The organism is Bacillus sp. JJ1532 (assembly GCF_036965085.1).
In the GTDB taxonomy this organism is placed as follows: domain Bacteria; phylum Bacillota; class Bacilli; order Bacillales; family Cytobacillaceae; genus Cytobacillus.
The window spans coordinates 111,934-129,486 of the sequence record NZ_JBALOW010000008.1 but is presented as its reverse complement, the minus strand read 5'-3'; the positions used below and the strand labels follow the sequence as shown (position 1 = coordinate 129,486).

Sequence of the window (17,553 nt, the reverse complement as noted above, 5' to 3'; positions counted from 1 at the left end):
TGCGGGTGTAGTTTAGTGGTAAAACTACAGCCTTCCAAGCTGTTGTCGTGGGTTCGATTCCCATCACCCGCTCCATACATATCAACGCAGTGTTTCGTTTCAATAAAGAACGAGGTATTGCGTTTTTTAATGTCAAAAAAAGGTGCCAGTTTAGCACCCTATAATCTCTATATTTCCTTGTCCTCCATGAATTTGAATAAACATATTCATAAGAGAAGTGACCATTTCATTCGCCTCATCGATATTGAAGGAAGGGCGTAAATAAACAATATGTATAGCGTTTTTTGTTTTTTCTGTCACAGAAGTTCTTTCTGAATCTACAAAAGGGCTGCCAAAAGAGCCTGAATCATCACTCGTTACAATTAAACGGTGAAGCGAATTGGATCTGCCGTTTAGTCCAACATATTCTTCACCATCTTCTCCAAGTCTCATCGTCACACTCCCATTGAGTTTGTCCATATCATAGATGCCTAGTGAAATTTGATATTGCAAAGAGAAGAAGTTATTAATATCAGTAGCACTGTTCACAGGCAGTAAATAGTTTTGCTTTTTGACCCTGCGGTATAGGGCTTCAGCTGAATGACGGTAGCGGTTAGGATCTTTCCCTGCAGCTTTAAAAATCTGTCTCCATTCTTTAATCCCATCTAAATCTGTTACATTTTTATCCTCTAAATCGAAGTAAATCGATTCTTGAAACAACTGCAGTCGCCCTTTTACCATTTGTGGAGACTCACCTACCTCAATATTCTGATAACGGATAACTCCGATTTTAAAATCTGGTATAAGCCCGCAAATCTCAGAAGAAACATGAATTTCCAACCTTTCCACCTCCAAAATCGATTAAAAATAGTTTATCATAGGAAGCGATGATTTAAATAATATTATGGACCTTCATATATAAACAAATATAGAAAGGAGGGAGCAAAGTGAATTCGGCAAAGTTAAAACAAGAAGTTATCGAATACAGTAAAAAAATTGGAATAGATAAAATTGGCTTCACAACAGCAAATACTTTTGATGAAATGAAAAATCGGCTTATTCGCCAGCAGGAGCTTCAATACCAATCAGGATTTGAAGAAAAGGATATTGAGAAAAGGGTTAATCCTGCGTTGCTGATGGATGAGCCTCGCTCCATTATCTCTATAGCTCTTGCTTACCCTTCTAAAATGAGCGAGAGAGTTGTGAGTATTAAAGGAGAAAGACGCGGAATATTTTGCCGTGCTTCATGGGGAGAAGACTACCATCATGTTTTACGGAATCGGCTGGAGCTGCTGGAGGCATTTATTAAGGGCTTAGTTCCTGATGCCAAATGTAAGTCAATGGTAGATACAGGGGAATTAGTGGATAGAGCCGTTGCTGAACGAGCGGGAATTGGCTGGAGCGGGAAGAATTGTTCCATCATTACTCCAGAATTTGGTTCTTTCGTGTATTTAGGTGAAATGATAACATCTATTCCTTTTGAGCCTGACCAGCCGATGGAGGATCGCTGCGGGACATGCAATAAATGTATCGAAGCTTGCCCTACTGGAGCTTTAGTGCAAGGGGGGCAGCTAAATGCACAAAAGTGCATAGCATTTCTCACACAGACAAAGGGATTTCTTCCAGAGGAATTCCGTGAGAAATTAGGGAATCGCCTATATGGCTGTGATTCTTGCCAAACGGCTTGTCCGGAAAACAAAGGGAAGAACTTCTATTTTCACGAGGAAATGGAGCCGGATCCTGAAATTGTCAAACCACTATTAAAACCGCTTCTTCAAATTAGTAATCGGGACTTTAAAGAAAGGTTTGGACCTTTATCTGGATCGTGGAGAGGAAAAAAGCCTATCCAGCGTAATGCTATTTTTGCATTAGCACATTTTAAAGACGAAACAGCTGTTGATGATCTCATTGAAGTCATGATTTCAGACTCACGGCCTGTTATCCGTGGAACTGCTGCTTGGGCGATAGGTAAAATTGGAGGAGAAACCGCTCGTCTTGCATTAGAAAAGGCTCAACAAAAGGAAAAAGACGAAGAAGTTTTAAGTGAGATCCATTTAGGCTTAAGCTTTTTTGAGTAAACGAGGTCGGCCAGATTGCCTGCCTCATTTTTTATGGGGAAAATCATCCATCTCCTTTCATATATATATTTATGAAAGGAGTGGTTGCCAGTGAGAGAGCAGCTTCAAGAGCTTTTACAAAAAAGGGTGCAGCAATGTGTTTCTCAAAAAAATAGGAGCTCAACTCATTTCTGCCCAAAAATAGAACTTAAGAAAGAGGGGCTTGCTAAGCGTTCAGGTGAAATTATTAAAGCAAAGTCTATTGGGAACATCATAACTGTTGATCATGGTCGTGAAGAAAAAGATTCCGTTCGATATAATGTCCATTTTAAGTATTTGGTGAAGCAGAAGGACATGTTCTTCTTAGAAGAGGAAATTGAGGAAAGAAAAGCTGAATTTTATAAAGGAATTTTAATCGAGGATCATGAAATTAATCGATATGCAGAAGTGAAACAGGAAAGGGAACAAGAGCTAGAAATAGAAGAAACTGAAGAGAGAATTGTTTACGAATATAACCGCTTAAGAGCTGTTCAATATGCCGAAAGATGGTGGAATAGCTATAATCCTTCCTATGAAACATTCGAGGTTGATTGCACGAATTATATATCGCAATGCTTGCATGCCGGTGGCGGCCCAATGAGAGGGTATCCTAATAGGGTGGCAGGCTGGTGGATGATGAATAAGAATTGGAGCTATAGCTGGTCTGTTGCAAACTCCATGAGGCTGCATTTGCCTCGTACTTCCATTGGACTTCGGGCCAAAGAGGTTTCTAGTCCTGAAGAATTAATGCTCGGTGATGTCATTTGCTACGATTTCCAAGGGGACGGACGATTTGATCATACGACAATTGTAACGGCAAAGGATGCAAATGGGATGCCTTTAGTCAATGCCCATACAACAAATAGCCGGATGAGATATTGGGCCTATGAGGATTCAACTGCCTACACACCGAATATTAAATATAAATTTTTTACAATAGTGGATGATCAATGATTGGAAATGAAACCTTTTTCCTGTAGAAGGAGTAAATCAGTGATATAATAATCGATATAGTTTATTTTTTGAGGTGACAAACGTGGCATTGCATGTAGTTTTATATCAACCAGAAATTCCGGCAAATACAGGAAATATCGCTCGTACTTGTGCTGCGACTGATACAACCTTGCATTTAATTCGTCCTCTCGGCTTTTCAACTGATGATAAAATGTTAAAACGAGCTGGATTGGACTATTGGCAATTCGTCAATATCATTTATTACGATTCACTCGATGACTTTTTTGAAAAGACGGCAGGCGGGGACTATTTTTTTCTAACAAAGTTTGGAACGAAGCCCCACTCTTCATTTAACTATAGTGATAAAGAAAAGGATTATTATTTTATTTTTGGAAAAGAAACAACAGGCCTGCCTAAGGACATTATCGCGAATAATAAGGAACGTGCTCTTCGAATTCCGATGAATGATAATGTTCGTTCCTTGAACTTATCCAACACTGCAGCCATCCTTATATATGAAGCACTACGCCAGCAAGATTATATACATTTACTGTAAGGAAAAGGACTAAATTAAGTAGTCCAATATGTGGAAATAACTTTATTAACTCTAATCAACAGACTTAACAAAGAATAACACTCAGGTACTGAGTGTTATTTTTTTTGTAACTTTTGTGAAGAAAATAATACGGACAGTCATTCCGTTATTTTCATTAAATGCATATATTTTAAAGGTTAAGCGGACACTGAGGACGTTAATTGCGAAAATACACAAAAAAATTACTGTTTTTTTCAAAATAAGGGAACGTATGTCCATAAACGTAGGGAATACCCCATTTTGCTTCAAATTACGGAACTGGTGTCCGCTAAGGTCTTTTCTTTTTGATAGATTAGTAAATTTTGGTTACAATGTAATTGAGGCATGGAAAGGATGGTTGTAAATGAATCAAACCATAGAACTTCTTTTAAATCATCGGTCTGTCAGGAAATTCGAGGACAAGCCATTAACAAGAGAACAGATTGAGACTATTGTGAGATGTGCACAATCTGCTTCAACATCAAGCTTTATTCAAGCTTATTCAATTATTGGCATAACAGATCAGGAGAAGAAAAATAAATTGGCTCAAATTGCCGGAGAACAAAATTATGTTGCCAATAACGGACATTTCTTTGTTTTTTGCGCGGATTTATCACGACATGAGCTAGTAGGAGAAATGGAAAACAAGGACGTTCATCCATCCATAGAAAGCACTGAAAAGTTTATGGTTGCGTTAATCGATACGGCATTAGCTGCCCAGAATGCAGTCATTGCTGCGGAATCTATGGGGCTTGGGATTTGCTATATTGGCGGTATCCGCAATAATCTCGAAGAAGTATGCAAGCTGCTAAAGACACCAAAACGGGTAGTTCCTTTATTCGGACTAGCAGTAGGGTACCCTGAACAAAATACAGATCTGAAACCAAGACTTCCACTGGAATCGGTTTATCATGAAAATGAATACCATCAAGATAAAGAAGAAATTCGTAACCAGCTGGAAATGTATAATCGTATCATATCCGAGTATTATATTGAAAGATCAAAAGGAAAAAGAAATGATACTTGGACAAGCCAAATGGCCAATATGCTGGAGAAGCAATCAAGAATGTATATGAAGGAATTTGTAGAAAAATTAGAACTAAACCTCAAATAAAAAAAGCTGCACTTGGCAGCTTTTTTATTTATTACCTGTTCCTGGCTTATCTTCGTAACCAGATGCGAAAATAGCAGCAAGGAAAGCAACCATAACACCGAGAATAATAACCGTACCCATATGTATGAAATCCTCCTTATTAACATTAGTAATTTCAATCAATATATATGCTTATTATAGCCCAATAAAATGAAAGTGTGAAATAAAATCTGTGGAAAATTTGTAACACTTGATCATTTGTGAAGTTTTCATGAAAAACTAATAGACGAATCGGAAACAAATGGGTATCAACGCATCCCATCTTATCATTCTTCTTTTTACTAAAATTATTTTAAAAAAGGACAACCGGATGTATTCCCTAAATTAGCATGTTCATTTACAGGCGCGCATAGAGTATATTAAACGTCTCTGAAATTGCGACAGGGGGAGGTCCTTATGGATATTCTAAAAAAAATTGAGATGTATCGACATGAAGAGGCAAAGCTTAAATGGGAAGGGACTTTTGGAGAGTATTTAGAAATTATTAAAGAGAAGCCATGGGTTGCCCAGTCGGCACATTCCCGGGTATATAATATGATTAAAGATTCGGTTATTGAGGACGTAAAGGGGCAGAAACGATATCGCTTTTTCAGCAACCAATTATTTGGGTTAGAGGAAGCACTCGAAAGACTTGTAGAAGAATATTTTCATCCGGCTGCCAAAAGGCTGGATGTTCGCAAAAGAATTCTCTTATTAATGGGGCCTGTTAGTGGAGGAAAATCCACATTAGTCACAATGCTCAAAAGAGGCTTAGAAGCTTATTCTCATCAGGATCGGGGGGCAGTCTATGCGATTAAAGGCTGTCCGATGCATGAAGATCCGTTACATCTTATCCCACACCATCTGAGACAGGATTTTCATGAGGAATACGGGATCAGAATTGAAGGAAATCTATCTCCACTGAACATGATGCGCTTGGAGCAGGAATATAACGGAAGAATTGAGGATGTGCTAGTCGAAAGAATTATTTTCTCAGAAGACCGAAGAGTTGGAATCGGAACATTCAGTCCATCCGATCCGAAATCTCAAGATATTGCCGATTTAACTGGAAGCATAGATTTCTCTACCATTGCTGAATACGGTTCTGAATCAGATCCGAGGGCATACCGGTTTGATGGGGAGCTGAATAAAGCAAACCGTGGAATGATGGAGTTCCAGGAGATGCTGAAATGTGACGAAAAGTTTCTATGGCATTTATTATCCTTAACACAGGAAGGAAATTTTAAAGCGGGAAGGTTTGCGCTTATTTCCGCTGATGAGTTAATTGTCGCACATACAAACGAGACAGAGTATCGTTCCTTCATTTCCAATAAGAAAAACGAAGCCCTTCACTCAAGGATTATTGTGATGCCGATTCCGTATAATTTAAAGGTTACAGAAGAAGAGAAAATTTATGATAAAATGATTCGCGAAAGCGATGTTTATGATGTTCATATTGCACCGCATACATTAAGAGTAGCTGCGATGTTTACGATTCTAACACGCTTGAAGGAACCAAAGAAGGGCGATATCGATTTAGTTAAGAAAATGCGTCTTTATGATGGTGAAAGTGTTGAAGGCTATAATCGGGCTGATGTGGAAGAACTGAAAAAGGAATACCAAGATGAAGGCATGAGCGGCATCGATCCGCGTTATGTGATTAATCGAATCTCTTCAACGATTATTCGTAAAGAGATCACCTCCATCAATGCACTGGATGTATTAAGATCTTTAAAAGAAGGACTGGATCAGCATCCATCGATTACACAAGAGCTTAGGGAGCGATATTTAAACTTCATTTCACTTGCCCGTAAGGAATATGATGAAATCGCGAAAAAGGAAGTACAGAAGGCATTTGTGTATTCATATGAAGAATCCGCGAAAACACTTATGGATAACTACCTAGATAATGTGGAGGCCTATTGCAATAAGTCAAAGCTTCGTGATCAATTGACAGGCGAGGAAATTAATCCGGACGAAAAGCTCATGCGTTCCATTGAGGAGCAAATTGGCATTTCGGAAAATGCAAAAAAAGCCTTCCGGGAAGAGATTCTTATTCGAATTTCCGCTTATGCCCGAAAAGGAAAGAGATTTGATTATAACTCTCATGACAGGCTCCGTGAAGCGATTCAAAAGAAATTATTTGCCGATTTAAAGGATGTTGTAAAAATTACAACCTCTTCAAAAACACCTGATGAACAGCAGCTTAAAAAGGTAAACGAAGTCGTAGCGCGATTAATCGATGAGCATGGCTACAATTCGACTTCTGCGAACGAACTGTTGAGGTATGTTGGCAGCCTCTTAAATAGGTAGAATGCAAAATCATGACTATAAAGTTTAGGAAAGAAAAGGACTGACAGCAAATCTGTCAGTCCTTTTTCTACCATTATTTGCTTAATTTCTCTTCAACCAATCGTGAATCTGGTAAATAAACGACTAAATTGCTGCAGGCAGGACAAATGGGTTTGTTATCAATATAGATCGTCCGATCAAACATGGAAAGCTCACCGCATCGGTCACAGCATAGGAATTCGCTCATTATGTCACCTCGATTTATTAATGGTTACTAAAGTTTATTTCTGGCTGAATCACTATATGTATTTATTTAGTATAAAAGAAAGCTAGTCCTTAAGAAAAGGGAATCCGCTCGATTATCGAAATTATTTGTAAATTATTTCGCGTTCTTGCATAGGATAAAGTAATAAACATTCTTAGCCTTAAGTTGTCCAAAGGAAGAAAAAAGGTTAAGAGCCTTTTGTCAATTGGATTTGTGAAATGTAAAATTGGTTAAATGAGCATTAACCAAGTTCCATTGTCTAGCTATACATTGTATTTAGCTTATATGAAGCCATTTTATAATAGCTAGGCGCAGTTCTGTTGACACTCTCGATATTGTATGTTGTTTAGTTAGAATTGTGCGCGAAAATTTAACTTCATTCAGCAAAAAGACTCCTACTAATAAATTGATTGTTGGATGCAAAATTGTATCTAATTTAGCGGGGGTCAAACGCCGGCTGATTGAAGTTAAGCCTCCGGCGGATGCCTCAGATTTTTTAGAGGAAATTATCGAGCAAGCTCGATAAAAATCTGGGCGCAATTTCGCCCAGGCGAAATTGATAAAAGGAGGGCTTAATGTGACCGAAATGAATAACCATCAGTTTGTGATTTCTCAAGAAGATTGGTCCCTCCATCGCAAAGGCCATGATGACCAGCAGCGCCATCAGGAAAAAGTTCAGGATGCCATCCGAAATAATTTACCTGATCTTATAACAGAAGAGAGTATAGTCATGTCGAATGGTCGGGAAGTAGTAAAAATCCCGATTCGTTCATTAGACGAATATAAAATTCGCTATAATTATGATAAGAACAAACATGTTGGCCAAGGAGATGGAGATAGCCGCATAGGTGATGTAGTGGCCCGTGATGGATCAAGTAATCAAAAAGGACCTGGGAAAGGGCAGGGAGCAGGCGATCAGCCTGGTGAAGATTATTTTGAAGCTGAAGTTTCGTTAATGGAAATTGAAGAGGCACTCTTTAAACAATTAGAGCTGCCCAATTTAAAAAGAAAAGAACAAGCAGAAATTCTTGTTGAAAACATTGAATTTAATGATATCCGAAAAACAGGCTTAATGGGGAATATTGATAAGAAACGAACGATGATGACAGCATTTAAACGAAATGCCATGACCGGAAAGCCTAGCTTCCATCCCATTTATAAAGAGGATTTAAAGTTCAAGACATGGAATGAAGTCACTAAGCCTGATTCCAAAGCAGTCGTATTAGCAATGATGGATACGAGCGGCTCAATGGGAATATGGGAAAAGTATATGGCTAGAAGCTTTTTCTTCTGGATGACAAGATTTTTGAGGACGAAATACGAAACCGTAGAAATTGAATTTATTGCACACCATACGGAGGCAAAGGTTGTATCAGAGGAAGATTTCTTTTCAAAAGGTGAAAGCGGCGGTACGATCTGTTCCTCAGCCTACCGTAAAGCATTAGAACTTATTGAGGCAAAATATAATCCCCGCAGATTTAATATTTATCCATTTCACTTTTCCGATGGTGACAACTTGACCTCCGACAATGCCCGCTGTGTAAAGCTAGTTGAAGAGCTAATGAAGGTTTCCAATATGTTTGGCTATGGCGAGGTAAACCAATACAACCGCCATTCGACCCTCATGTCCGCATATAAAAATATCAAACATGATGATTTCCGTTACTATATTTTAAAACAAAAAGTGGATGTATTTCACGCCATGAAGAGCTTTTTCAAGAAGGAAGAAGATAAAATGTACGTCTAATGGAGAGAGGGTGACCCCTTCTCTCTTATTCTATTAAAAAAGTACAACCCCATTTCAAAAATAGAAATGGGGTTGTACTTTTATGATATTATTTTAATTTAATATCTTTAAAGAATGGAGTTCCACTGAAGTTTACGAATAAACCAGATTCAACTCCGTTTGTAGCATGAACAAAGTCAGGATGATGCAGGTATACCATTGGTGCTTCTTCTACAAGAATTTCAGAAACTTCTTTGTATGCTTCGTTACGATCATCTTGATTTGTGCTTGTACGTCCTTTATCTAGTAACTCATCCACTTTAGCGTTTGTATAGAATGAACGGTTACCAACTGATCCATGATTAGCAGAATGGAATAATGCGTATAGGCCATAGTCAGCATCACCTGTTACTGTAGTCCAGCCTAGAACGAATAATTCATGCTCACCAGCAGCTGTTTTCTCAAGGAATGTTCCCCACTCAATAACTTGGATATCTACTTCGATATTAATTTCAGCTAATTGAGCTTGAACTAATTCCGCAATATCCGCACGCTCTTTACTTCCTTCGTTTACAAAGATCGTTGTTTTGAAACCATCTGCAAATCCAGCTTCTGCAAGCAATTCCTTCGCAGCTTCTACATCATATGGAAGTGGCTTTAAGTCTTGGTAGTTACCAACAACTGTAGGCGCTAATGGTCCAACAGCTGGAACTCCTTGACCATCTAGAATTCCGTTTACAACATCATCTTTGTTAATAGCCATTGCAATCGCTTGACGAACTTTAATATTGTCATATGGAGCTTTATTCAAGTTGAAACTTACGTAATCCATACGAGTACCGCGAACACGGTCGATCTCGATTCCATCCATTGCTTCTACACGAGTAACATCAGAAGCACCTACTAGCATAAGATGAGCTTCGCCTGTTTCAATCATTGCTACACGTGTAGCTTGTTCTGGTACAACTTTGATTGCAACAGTTTCAATGGAAGGCTTTTCTCCCCAATATTCATCGTTTTTAACAAATTTAATTTCGGCACCACGGTTCCAAGAATCGAATTTGAAAGGACCTGTACCAATTGGATTTTCGTCAACTTTCTTACCGCCATCTTTTTCTTCTTGAAGAGCAGAAGGAGCGATGATTGAACCAGCGTTATGTGCTAAGTGAGCTGGCAGCGGAGCAAAAGGCTTCTCTGTAATGATTTGAATTGTGTGATCGTCAATAACCTTAACTTCTGTAATCACGTTAAGAATAACCGCTTTTGGTGAAGCAAATTCTGGATCGATAATTCTCTCAAAACTCATTTTGACAGCTTCAGCATTGAAATCTGTTCCGTCATGGAATTTAACTCCTTCACGAAGTTTGAATTCCCAAGTTGTATCATCTACTGCTTTATATTCAGTAGCAAGTAATGGAACAACAGATCCATCTGGTGCGTAATCTGTCAAACGCTCATATAGTTGGGTTGTTGCAGTATTAGATGCAGTGTCATTCACTCCATGTGGATCTAAAGTTGGTGCATCTGATCCTGTAACATAGACGAAGTCTTTGCCACCAGCTGCTGGCTCTTCTGTCTTAGGCGTTTCGCCTTCCTTAGCAGGAGTTTCCTCAGTGGTAGTGTTGCTTTTTCCGCTACATGCTGACAGCACTAAAATAAATGCAAGCGCTAACATAAGCAGAAGATTGTTCTTCTTGATCAAAAAAATAACCCCCTTATTTAGTCGTACAATTTTTATAATAGTAGAACAATTGATAATATACAAGATTTATTTTGGTAATATTTAATTTATATGTTAATATTGTCATAAAAATGTAATCATATCTCTAAAATTCTACAATTTTCCACATAATAGGAGAAAGGGTGATAAGCTAGCATTTTGATTAAAGGATAATCATATTCTGCTAATTAAAAAGCATTGTCATATCATTAATATTTATATATTATATTCGTTGTGTGTTTTGAATTTTTTTAATCTTTAATCTACTAATGAAAGGATGAAAAATAGGATATGAATCAACAGCCACAGCTTCAATCAACTGCTCCGGCAATTCCTGTTAAACAGTACAATCCAAAGGCAGCCCGAGCTAAAGCCTTTTATAAGAAACTTGCGAAAAACAAGGCGGCCATGTGCGGTGCCTTTATTGTCCTTGCCATTGCTTTTATGGCTATTTTTGCACCCCTGCTTGCACCGTATGATCCTGCGGAAATGGCATTGAGCAAAAAATTGCAAGCGCCTTCATCTGAACATTGGCTAGGCACGGACGACAAGGGACGTGATATATTAAGCCGTATATTATTTGGGGCAAGAATTTCATTATCTATAGGAATTTTATCAACTGTCCTCGGTGCGTTTGCCGGAATTCTATTAGGAATTATAGCCGGATATTACGGCAAATGGGTCGATTCATTTATTATGAGAATATGCGATATTTTACTAGCTTTCCCTGGTATTTTGCTAGCGCTAGCCATCATAAGTGTGCTTGGCGCAAGTACAACGAATGTGATTATCGCAGTTGCATTTTTTGCGGTTCCAACATTTGCCCGGATTGTTCGCGGGTCTACTTTAAGTGTAAAAAAGCTAGAGTACATCGATGCTATAAGGGCTATGGGTTCGAGTGATTTTAGAATTATCTTTAAGCATATTCTTCCCAATATTCTTTCTCCAATCATTGTACAAGCTACACTTTATATTGCGTCAGCCATCATTACTGCTAGTTCACTGTCTTTCCTTGGAATGGGGACAAAGCCGCCAACTCCTGAGTGGGGTTTCATGCTTTCACAGGGCCGTTCTTATTTAGCACAGGCTCCGCACGTTACTTTAATTCCGGGATTAGCTATTTTGCTAGTTGTAGTAGGCTTTAACTTATTTGGTGACGGATTACGTGACGCACTTGATCCAAAATCCAAGAAATAATATGAGAGAAGGTGAACGAACATGTTTATATATATTCTTCGAAGAATAATCCAGACAATCCCTGTTATGATCGGGGTTACTCTAGCTGTATTTTTAATGATGCACTTAATTCCAGGGGATCCCGCTCAAATCATGGCTGGAGAGAACGCTAATCCGGAGCAGGTCGAACAGATGCGAGAGAATTTAGGTTTGAACGATCCTTTATATGAGCAATATTTCCGTTATGTTTCAAATGCTGTTCAAGGTGATCTAGGAACATCTATCCGGACGAATCGTGCTGTATCCAATGAAATATTCGATTCACGATTTTGGATTACTGTTCAACTTGCAGTACTTGGTACGATATTAGCTGTTTTAGGGGGGCTAATTGCAGGGATCATTTCCGCTACAAGGAAAGGCTCTTTTGCCGATATTTCTCTTATGCTTGTAGCACTTTTCGGCTTCTCAATGCCAAACTTCTTACTCGGTATTATGTTAATTTATTTCTTTTCCGTCAATCTTGGATTGCTGCCTGTTGTAGGGTGGGGTTCTATTGAACATATGATTTTGCCGGTTATTACGTTAGGAACTGTTGGTGCAGCCATTATTGCCCGAATGACCCGTTCAAGTATGCTTGAAGTTATTGATCAGGATTATATTCGCACAGCCTATGCAAAAGGGGTTAGCGATCGTCTAGTCATTTACAAGCATGCTCTGCGTAATGCTTTAGTTCCTGTTGTTACGGTGGTCGGCCTGCAATTTGGAGGTTTATTAGGGGGAGCAGTTGTAACAGAAACGGTTTTTGCCATTAATGGTTTAGGCCGCTTAATTATCGATTCTATTCGTGCACATGATTTCCCGATGGTACAAGGAACGATTCTTGTATGTGCTGTTCTCTTTGTAATTGTTAATACACTTGTGGATGTTACATACCGTTTCATTAACAAACGGATTGATTTGAACTAAGGCTGGTGAGACCAATGACTAAACAAAAAAGTGAAAAAATTCTTGATATAAGAAATCTCCGTACCTCTTTCTTTACAGATGAAGGAGAAGTAAAAGCGGTTGATGGTGTTGACTTCTCGATTGAAAAGGGCAAAACGCTAGGAATAGTTGGCGAATCTGGCTCAGGTAAAAGTATTACTTCCCTTTCGATTCTTCGCCTTCTGCAAGAGCCAATTGGGAAAATTGTCGGTGGGGAAGTTTATTTCAAAGGGGAAAACCTATTAGAAAAAACGAAAAAGCAGATGATGGATATTCGCGGAAATAATATCTCGATGATTTTCCAAGAACCAATGACTTCTTTGAACCCAACAATAACCTGCGGGGAACAGATTGCGGAATCCATTCGTATCCATCAGAAGCTTAACCGCAAGGATGCTTGGATTAAAGCAATTGATATGCTGAGTTTGGTAGGAATCCCATCACCAGAAAAACGTGCCAAGCAATATCCGTTTGAGCTTTCAGGGGGAATGCGCCAACGGGTTATGATTGCGATTGCATTAGCATGTAATCCAGAATTATTAATTGCTGATGAGCCGACAACTGCATTGGATGTTACGATTCAGGCACAAATTCTTGAATTGATAAAAAAGCTTCAGGATGAACTTGGAACATCACTCATGATTATTACTCATGATCTTGGTGTAGTAGCTGAAATGTGTGATAAGGTAGCGGTTATGTATTGTGGGAAAGTTGTAGAATATGCAGATGTAGAAACCATCTTTACTGACCCTAAGCATCCCTATACAATCGGTCTATTAAACTCAGTTCCTAAACATGATGAAGATGTTGAAGGAGATCTTTCTGTCATTCATGGTCAAGTCCCAAGTCCATTTAATTTGCCCCTTGGCTGCCGATTTGCTCCTCGATGTCCGCATGCAAGAGAAATTTGTCATTCCGAGCTGCCAGAGCTAAAGGATGCTCCTGATGGCGATAAGGTTCGCTGCTGGATGTATACAGATAAATGGGAAAAACAAGAGGGGGTTGCAGCTAGCCATGAGTAAGCAAGCATTATTAGAAGTGAAAGAGCTTAAGCAATATTTCCCAATTAAAGGCGGTATTCTAGGCAGAACTGTTAACCACGTTAAAGCAGTCGATGACATTAGCTTTAATATATATGAAGGGGAAACTGTCAGTATTGTAGGAGAGTCGGGCTGCGGCAAATCGACAACTGGCAGAGCGATCCTTAGATTGGATAATCCTTATTCTGGTGAAGTGTATTTCCAAGGCGAGAATTTGCTTGCATTAAGCAAATCACAAATGAGAAAAAAGCGAAAAGATTTGCAAATCATATTCCAGGATCCTTATGCTTCATTAAATCCACGTCAAACAGTAAGTCAGATTTTAGAAGAAGCACTGGAGATCCAAAATGTTGTGCCTCCAAGAGAAAGAAGACAAAAAATTACTGAGTTACTTGAAACAGTAGGAATTGGAGCACACCAGGTTGACCGCTATCCACATGAATTCAGTGGCGGACAGCGTCAGCGAATTGGCATAGCCCGTGCTCTTTCAGTTAATCCAAAGCTGATTATTTGTGATGAGGCTGTTTCAGCACTTGACGTGTCTATTCAAGCACAAGTGTTAAACCTGCTAAAGGAATTGCAAAGAGAGTTCAAATTAACCTATCTTTTTATTTCCCATGATCTTGGTGTAGTACGCCATATTTCTGATCGAATCATTGTCATGTACTTAGGCAAGATTGTGGAAATCGCTGATAAAAAATCCTTATTTAATAATCCGCAGCATCCTTATACAAAGGCATTATTATCTGCAATTCCAAGTACGAATGTATTAGAGAAGAAAGAACGGATCATACTCAAAGGGGATGTGCCATCACCGATAGATCCACCAGCCGGATGCCGTTTTCACACACGCTGCCCATATGCATTTGATCGATGTGCAACAGTGGAACCATCCCTGCATGCCATTCCTGGTGAGAATCATCAAGTGGCCTGCCATTTAGCAGAGGAAGGTTCTGTCGATTTCTCTGCATTAAAAGCAAACTATTAAACAATGCTTCGAAAGCCCTTCTCTTTGAGAGGGCTTTTTTTAGGGGGGAAAATCAGCGGAAAGAGGAATTTTGCCTCGTATCGAAGAATTCGTTATAAAATAGTAAATATACTTTCGAAAGGGGTTTGGCGAATGAGTGCAACAGATTTAGGGTATAATGTATCTCTTATCGATACATTCGATTTAGGAAAAGAAAGAAGGACAGGGTCCTATATTCTTCAAGCCGAGGAAGTAACGCTTATTGAAACGAGCGCGAGTCCATCTATTCCGTTTGTGCTGAAAGGGTTAGAGGAATTAGGCATAAAGTTAACAGAAGTAAAAAATATAATTGTCACACATATACATCTTGATCATGCTGGCGGTGTTGGTTTATTGCTTAATCATTGCCCGAATGCTAAAGTAATTGTTCATCCTCGGGGCAAACGTCATCTTGCTGATCCCTCTAGACTGATTCAAGGGGCAAAGGCCGTTTATGGAGATAAATTTAATGAGCTCTTTGATCCCATTTTGCCAGTGCCAGAGGATCGTTTGGTAATCAAAGAGGATGGGGAAACGATAAAAATTGGAAAAGAACGTATTCTGAAATTTATGGATACACCAGGTCATGCCAACCATCATTTTTCTATACATGATTCATTAAGTAATGGGATATTTACTGGCGATACGATCGGGGTTTATTATCCTCAAGTTTTCGATCAGGGGGTTGAGCTATTTCTCCCATCTACCTCACCGAATCAATTTGATCCTGAGACGATGCTTCAATCAATGAAAAGAATTTCGTCCCTTCGTGTCGATAGGATTTACTTTGGCCATTATGGAATGTCAGCTAATCCTGATCAGGTTTTTAAGCAAATGGAGTATTGGCTTCCCTTATTTATGGCTGCTGGGGAAAAGGTATGGGCAGAAAACCAAACTGCTTCATTTGATACGAAGCAGAAAGCCCTTTTCCAACTCCTTTTGAATGAGGTCAATCAATTTTTATCCGAAAAACAAATAGTTTTAGACGTAGATTTATCGGAAATTATTCAGCTTGATTTGACTGTCGGATCAATGGGAATTATAGATTATTTAGCAAAACGAGAAAAATAAGTTGTTAAACAAAGTATGGAGGTGTAGGAAATGGATCTTCAGAAAATAATAAATAAGCTTAAAAGCCGTACACCTTCCATTCTAGGAAGTGAGAAATTCTCTAAATATGCCATCCTCATTCCCCTTATCCAAATGGAAGATGATATTCACCTTTTATTTGAGGTTCGTTCTCTACAATTAAGAAGACAGCCAGGTGAAGTCTGCTTTCCAGGAGGAAGGGTCGATAGGACGGATCGTGATGAAAAGCATACGGCAATAAGGGAGACTTCAGAAGAGTTAGGGATAAAAGAGGATCATATTCATCATGTTTTTCCGTTAGACTATATGATTTCTCCGTTTGGAACTATTATCTATCCTTACGTTGGCCACATAAGAAATCCGGAAATGATCAATGTTAACCGAAGTGAAGTGGAGAAGACTTTCACTGTGCCGCTATCATACTTAAAAAAAACTGAGCCCGAGACCTTTCAAATCCGCTTTCGCGTTGAGCCTGAAAAAGACTTTCCATTTAACCAAATTATCGGTGGAGAAAATTATGATTGGCAAATTAGAAAAATGGAAGAGTGTTTTTATTATTATGAAGATAAGGTGATATGGGGTTTAACAGCTAGAATTCTTAAGCATTTTATTGAAATCCTTAACTCAGATGGGCTAGGCCTTAATGATCAAGGGTCGTCACTATAATCATGTAAAAAGTCAGGATGTGTTAATTTGAATAGAAAGATTGGTTTCATAGGTTCGGGAAAAATGGCGCAGGCGATTATAGGGGGAATCCTCCAAGCGGATAAAGTTCCAGCTGCGAATATAATGGCAAGTGCGGCTTCAAAGGAGACAGTTAGGAACGTGATGGAAAGGTTCTCTATCCGGGTAACAACGGATAATAAAGCAGTTGCGGAGCATGCTGATATACTCTTCCTTGCGATAAAGCCAAATCTCCACCAATCTATTATTGAGGAAATTAAAGATATCATTAAGCCTCATTCGCTCATTATCACAATTGCTGCAGGAATTAGCCTGCAATTCCTTGAGGAATCATTTCCACGGAAGGTAAAAGCGATTCGGTCTATGCCCAATACACCTTCATTAATTGGAGAGGGGATGAGCGTACTTTGTGCAAACCAATTTGTGACAAAAGAGGAACTGGATGAAGTTCTTAGTATTTTTTCATGCTTTGGACAGGCTGAAGTCGTTCATGAGAGCTTAATGGATTCAATTCCAGCTATTAGTGCCTCATCACCTGCCTATGTGTATATGTTTATCGAGGCATTAGCAGATGGGGGAGTCAAAAACGGATTAACTAGAGAGCAGTCCTATAAATTAGCAGCCCAAGCAGTTTTAGGGGCTGCGAAAATGGTTCTCGAAACGGGAAAACATCCGGGTGAGCTTAAAGATGAGGTTTGTACTCCTGGAGGAGCAACGATCGAGGCGGTAGCTGAGCTTGAGAGAAAGGGATTGCGTACTGCTGTCCTGTCGGCAATGGAGAAATGCACAGAGAAAACAAAAGCACTCTCTAATCAGTAATTTTTCAAAATAAACGG

General features: G+C 39.1%; 16 protein-coding genes and 1 tRNA gene. 14 read left to right on the top strand and 3 right to left on the bottom strand.

Annotated features, from left to right (window positions below; genetic code table 11):
- Position 1: 1 nt before the first annotated feature.
- A tRNA-Gly gene (locus tag V7122_RS04335) sits at positions 2-75 on the top strand.
- A gap of 75 nt (positions 76-150) precedes the next feature.
- Here V7122_RS04335 and V7122_RS04330 read toward each other — a convergent pair.
- Positions 151-819, bottom strand: coding sequence for a B3/B4 domain-containing protein (locus tag V7122_RS04330; protein ID WP_335348139.1), 669 nt, complete (start codon positions 817-819; stop codon positions 151-153).
- 107 nt (positions 820-926) lie between these two features.
- Here V7122_RS04330 and queG point away from each other — a divergent pair, with 107 nt between their 5' ends.
- From queG to V7122_RS04305, 5 genes are all read left to right on the top strand, one after another.
- Positions 927-2,057: a tRNA epoxyqueuosine(34) reductase QueG gene (queG, locus tag V7122_RS04325; protein ID WP_335525888.1), complete on the top strand. Its 1,131-nt coding sequence runs from the start codon at positions 927-929 to the stop codon at positions 2,055-2,057.
- Between the two features lie 90 nt (positions 2,058-2,147).
- Positions 2,148-3,029, top strand: a complete 882-nt coding sequence (locus tag V7122_RS04320) for an amidase domain-containing protein (RefSeq protein WP_335354376.1) — start codon at positions 2,148-2,150, stop codon at positions 3,027-3,029.
- An 82-nt stretch (positions 3,030-3,111) separates the two neighbouring features.
- Positions 3,112-3,585, top strand: a complete 474-nt coding sequence (trmL, locus tag V7122_RS04315; RefSeq protein ID WP_335525887.1) for a tRNA (uridine(34)/cytosine(34)/5-carboxymethylaminomethyluridine(34)-2'-O)-methyltransferase TrmL — start codon at positions 3,112-3,114, stop codon at positions 3,583-3,585.
- Positions 3,586-3,967: 382 nt separating this feature from the next.
- Entirely contained in the window at positions 3,968-4,717 is a 750-nt protein-coding gene (nfsA, locus tag V7122_RS04310; RefSeq protein WP_335525886.1) for an oxygen-insensitive NADPH nitroreductase, read from the top strand.
- A gap of 435 nt (positions 4,718-5,152) precedes the next feature.
- Positions 5,153-7,048 (top strand): PrkA family serine protein kinase, encoded by a 1,896-nt coding sequence (locus V7122_RS04305; protein WP_335525885.1) that lies wholly within the window; start codon positions 5,153-5,155, stop codon positions 7,046-7,048.
- 73 nt (positions 7,049-7,121) lie between these two features.
- Here the strand turns inward: V7122_RS04305 and V7122_RS04300 are convergent, their stop codons facing one another.
- The gene (locus V7122_RS04300; RefSeq protein WP_335525884.1) at positions 7,122-7,274 is read right to left on the bottom strand and encodes a hypothetical protein; all 153 of its coding nucleotides are present in this window, start codon (positions 7,272-7,274) and stop codon (positions 7,122-7,124) included.
- Between the two features lie 604 nt (positions 7,275-7,878).
- Between V7122_RS04300 and yhbH the strand changes: the two genes are divergently transcribed.
- The gene (yhbH, locus tag V7122_RS04295) at positions 7,879-9,039 is read left to right on the top strand and encodes a sporulation protein YhbH (protein WP_438824765.1); all 1,161 of its coding nucleotides are present in this window, start codon (positions 7,879-7,881) and stop codon (positions 9,037-9,039) included.
- 88 nt (positions 9,040-9,127) lie between these two features.
- On the opposite strand, the gene V7122_RS04290 is transcribed toward yhbH, so the two are convergent.
- Positions 9,128-10,720, bottom strand: a complete 1,593-nt coding sequence (locus V7122_RS04290; protein ID WP_335525882.1) for a glutathione ABC transporter substrate-binding protein — start codon at positions 10,718-10,720, stop codon at positions 9,128-9,130.
- 309 nt (positions 10,721-11,029) lie between these two features.
- Here V7122_RS04290 and nikC point away from each other — a divergent pair, with 309 nt between their 5' ends.
- The 7 genes from nikC to proC all read left to right on the top strand — a co-directional run bounded on the left by nikC (position 11,030) and on the right by proC (position 17,536).
- The gene (gene nikC, locus V7122_RS04285; protein ID WP_335489538.1) at positions 11,030-11,935 is read left to right on the top strand and encodes a nickel transporter permease; all 906 of its coding nucleotides are present in this window, start codon (positions 11,030-11,032) and stop codon (positions 11,933-11,935) included.
- A 21-nt stretch (positions 11,936-11,956) separates the two neighbouring features.
- The gene (locus tag V7122_RS04280; protein ID WP_335346551.1) at positions 11,957-12,880 is read left to right on the top strand and encodes an ABC transporter permease; all 924 of its coding nucleotides are present in this window, start codon (positions 11,957-11,959) and stop codon (positions 12,878-12,880) included.
- Positions 12,881-12,894: 14 nt separating this feature from the next.
- On the top strand, positions 12,895-13,920 hold the full coding sequence (locus V7122_RS04275) for an ABC transporter ATP-binding protein (RefSeq protein WP_335525881.1): 1,026 nt from the start codon (positions 12,895-12,897) through the stop codon (positions 13,918-13,920).
- Positions 13,913-14,926, top strand: a complete 1,014-nt coding sequence (locus V7122_RS04270; RefSeq protein WP_335525880.1) for an ABC transporter ATP-binding protein — start codon at positions 13,913-13,915, stop codon at positions 14,924-14,926. Before V7122_RS04275 ends, V7122_RS04270 begins: the two co-directional genes overlap by 8 nt.
- A gap of 132 nt (positions 14,927-15,058) precedes the next feature.
- A complete protein-coding gene (locus V7122_RS04265; RefSeq protein WP_335525879.1) occupies positions 15,059-16,015 on the top strand; it encodes an MBL fold metallo-hydrolase in 957 nt (318 codons plus the stop codon).
- Positions 16,016-16,045: 30 nt separating this feature from the next.
- Positions 16,046-16,699, top strand: a complete 654-nt coding sequence (locus V7122_RS04260; RefSeq protein ID WP_335525878.1) for an NUDIX hydrolase — start codon at positions 16,046-16,048, stop codon at positions 16,697-16,699.
- A gap of 27 nt (positions 16,700-16,726) precedes the next feature.
- A complete protein-coding gene (gene proC / locus V7122_RS04255) occupies positions 16,727-17,536 on the top strand; it encodes a pyrroline-5-carboxylate reductase (RefSeq protein ID WP_335525877.1) in 810 nt (269 codons plus the stop codon).
- Positions 17,537-17,553 lie beyond the last annotated feature (17 nt).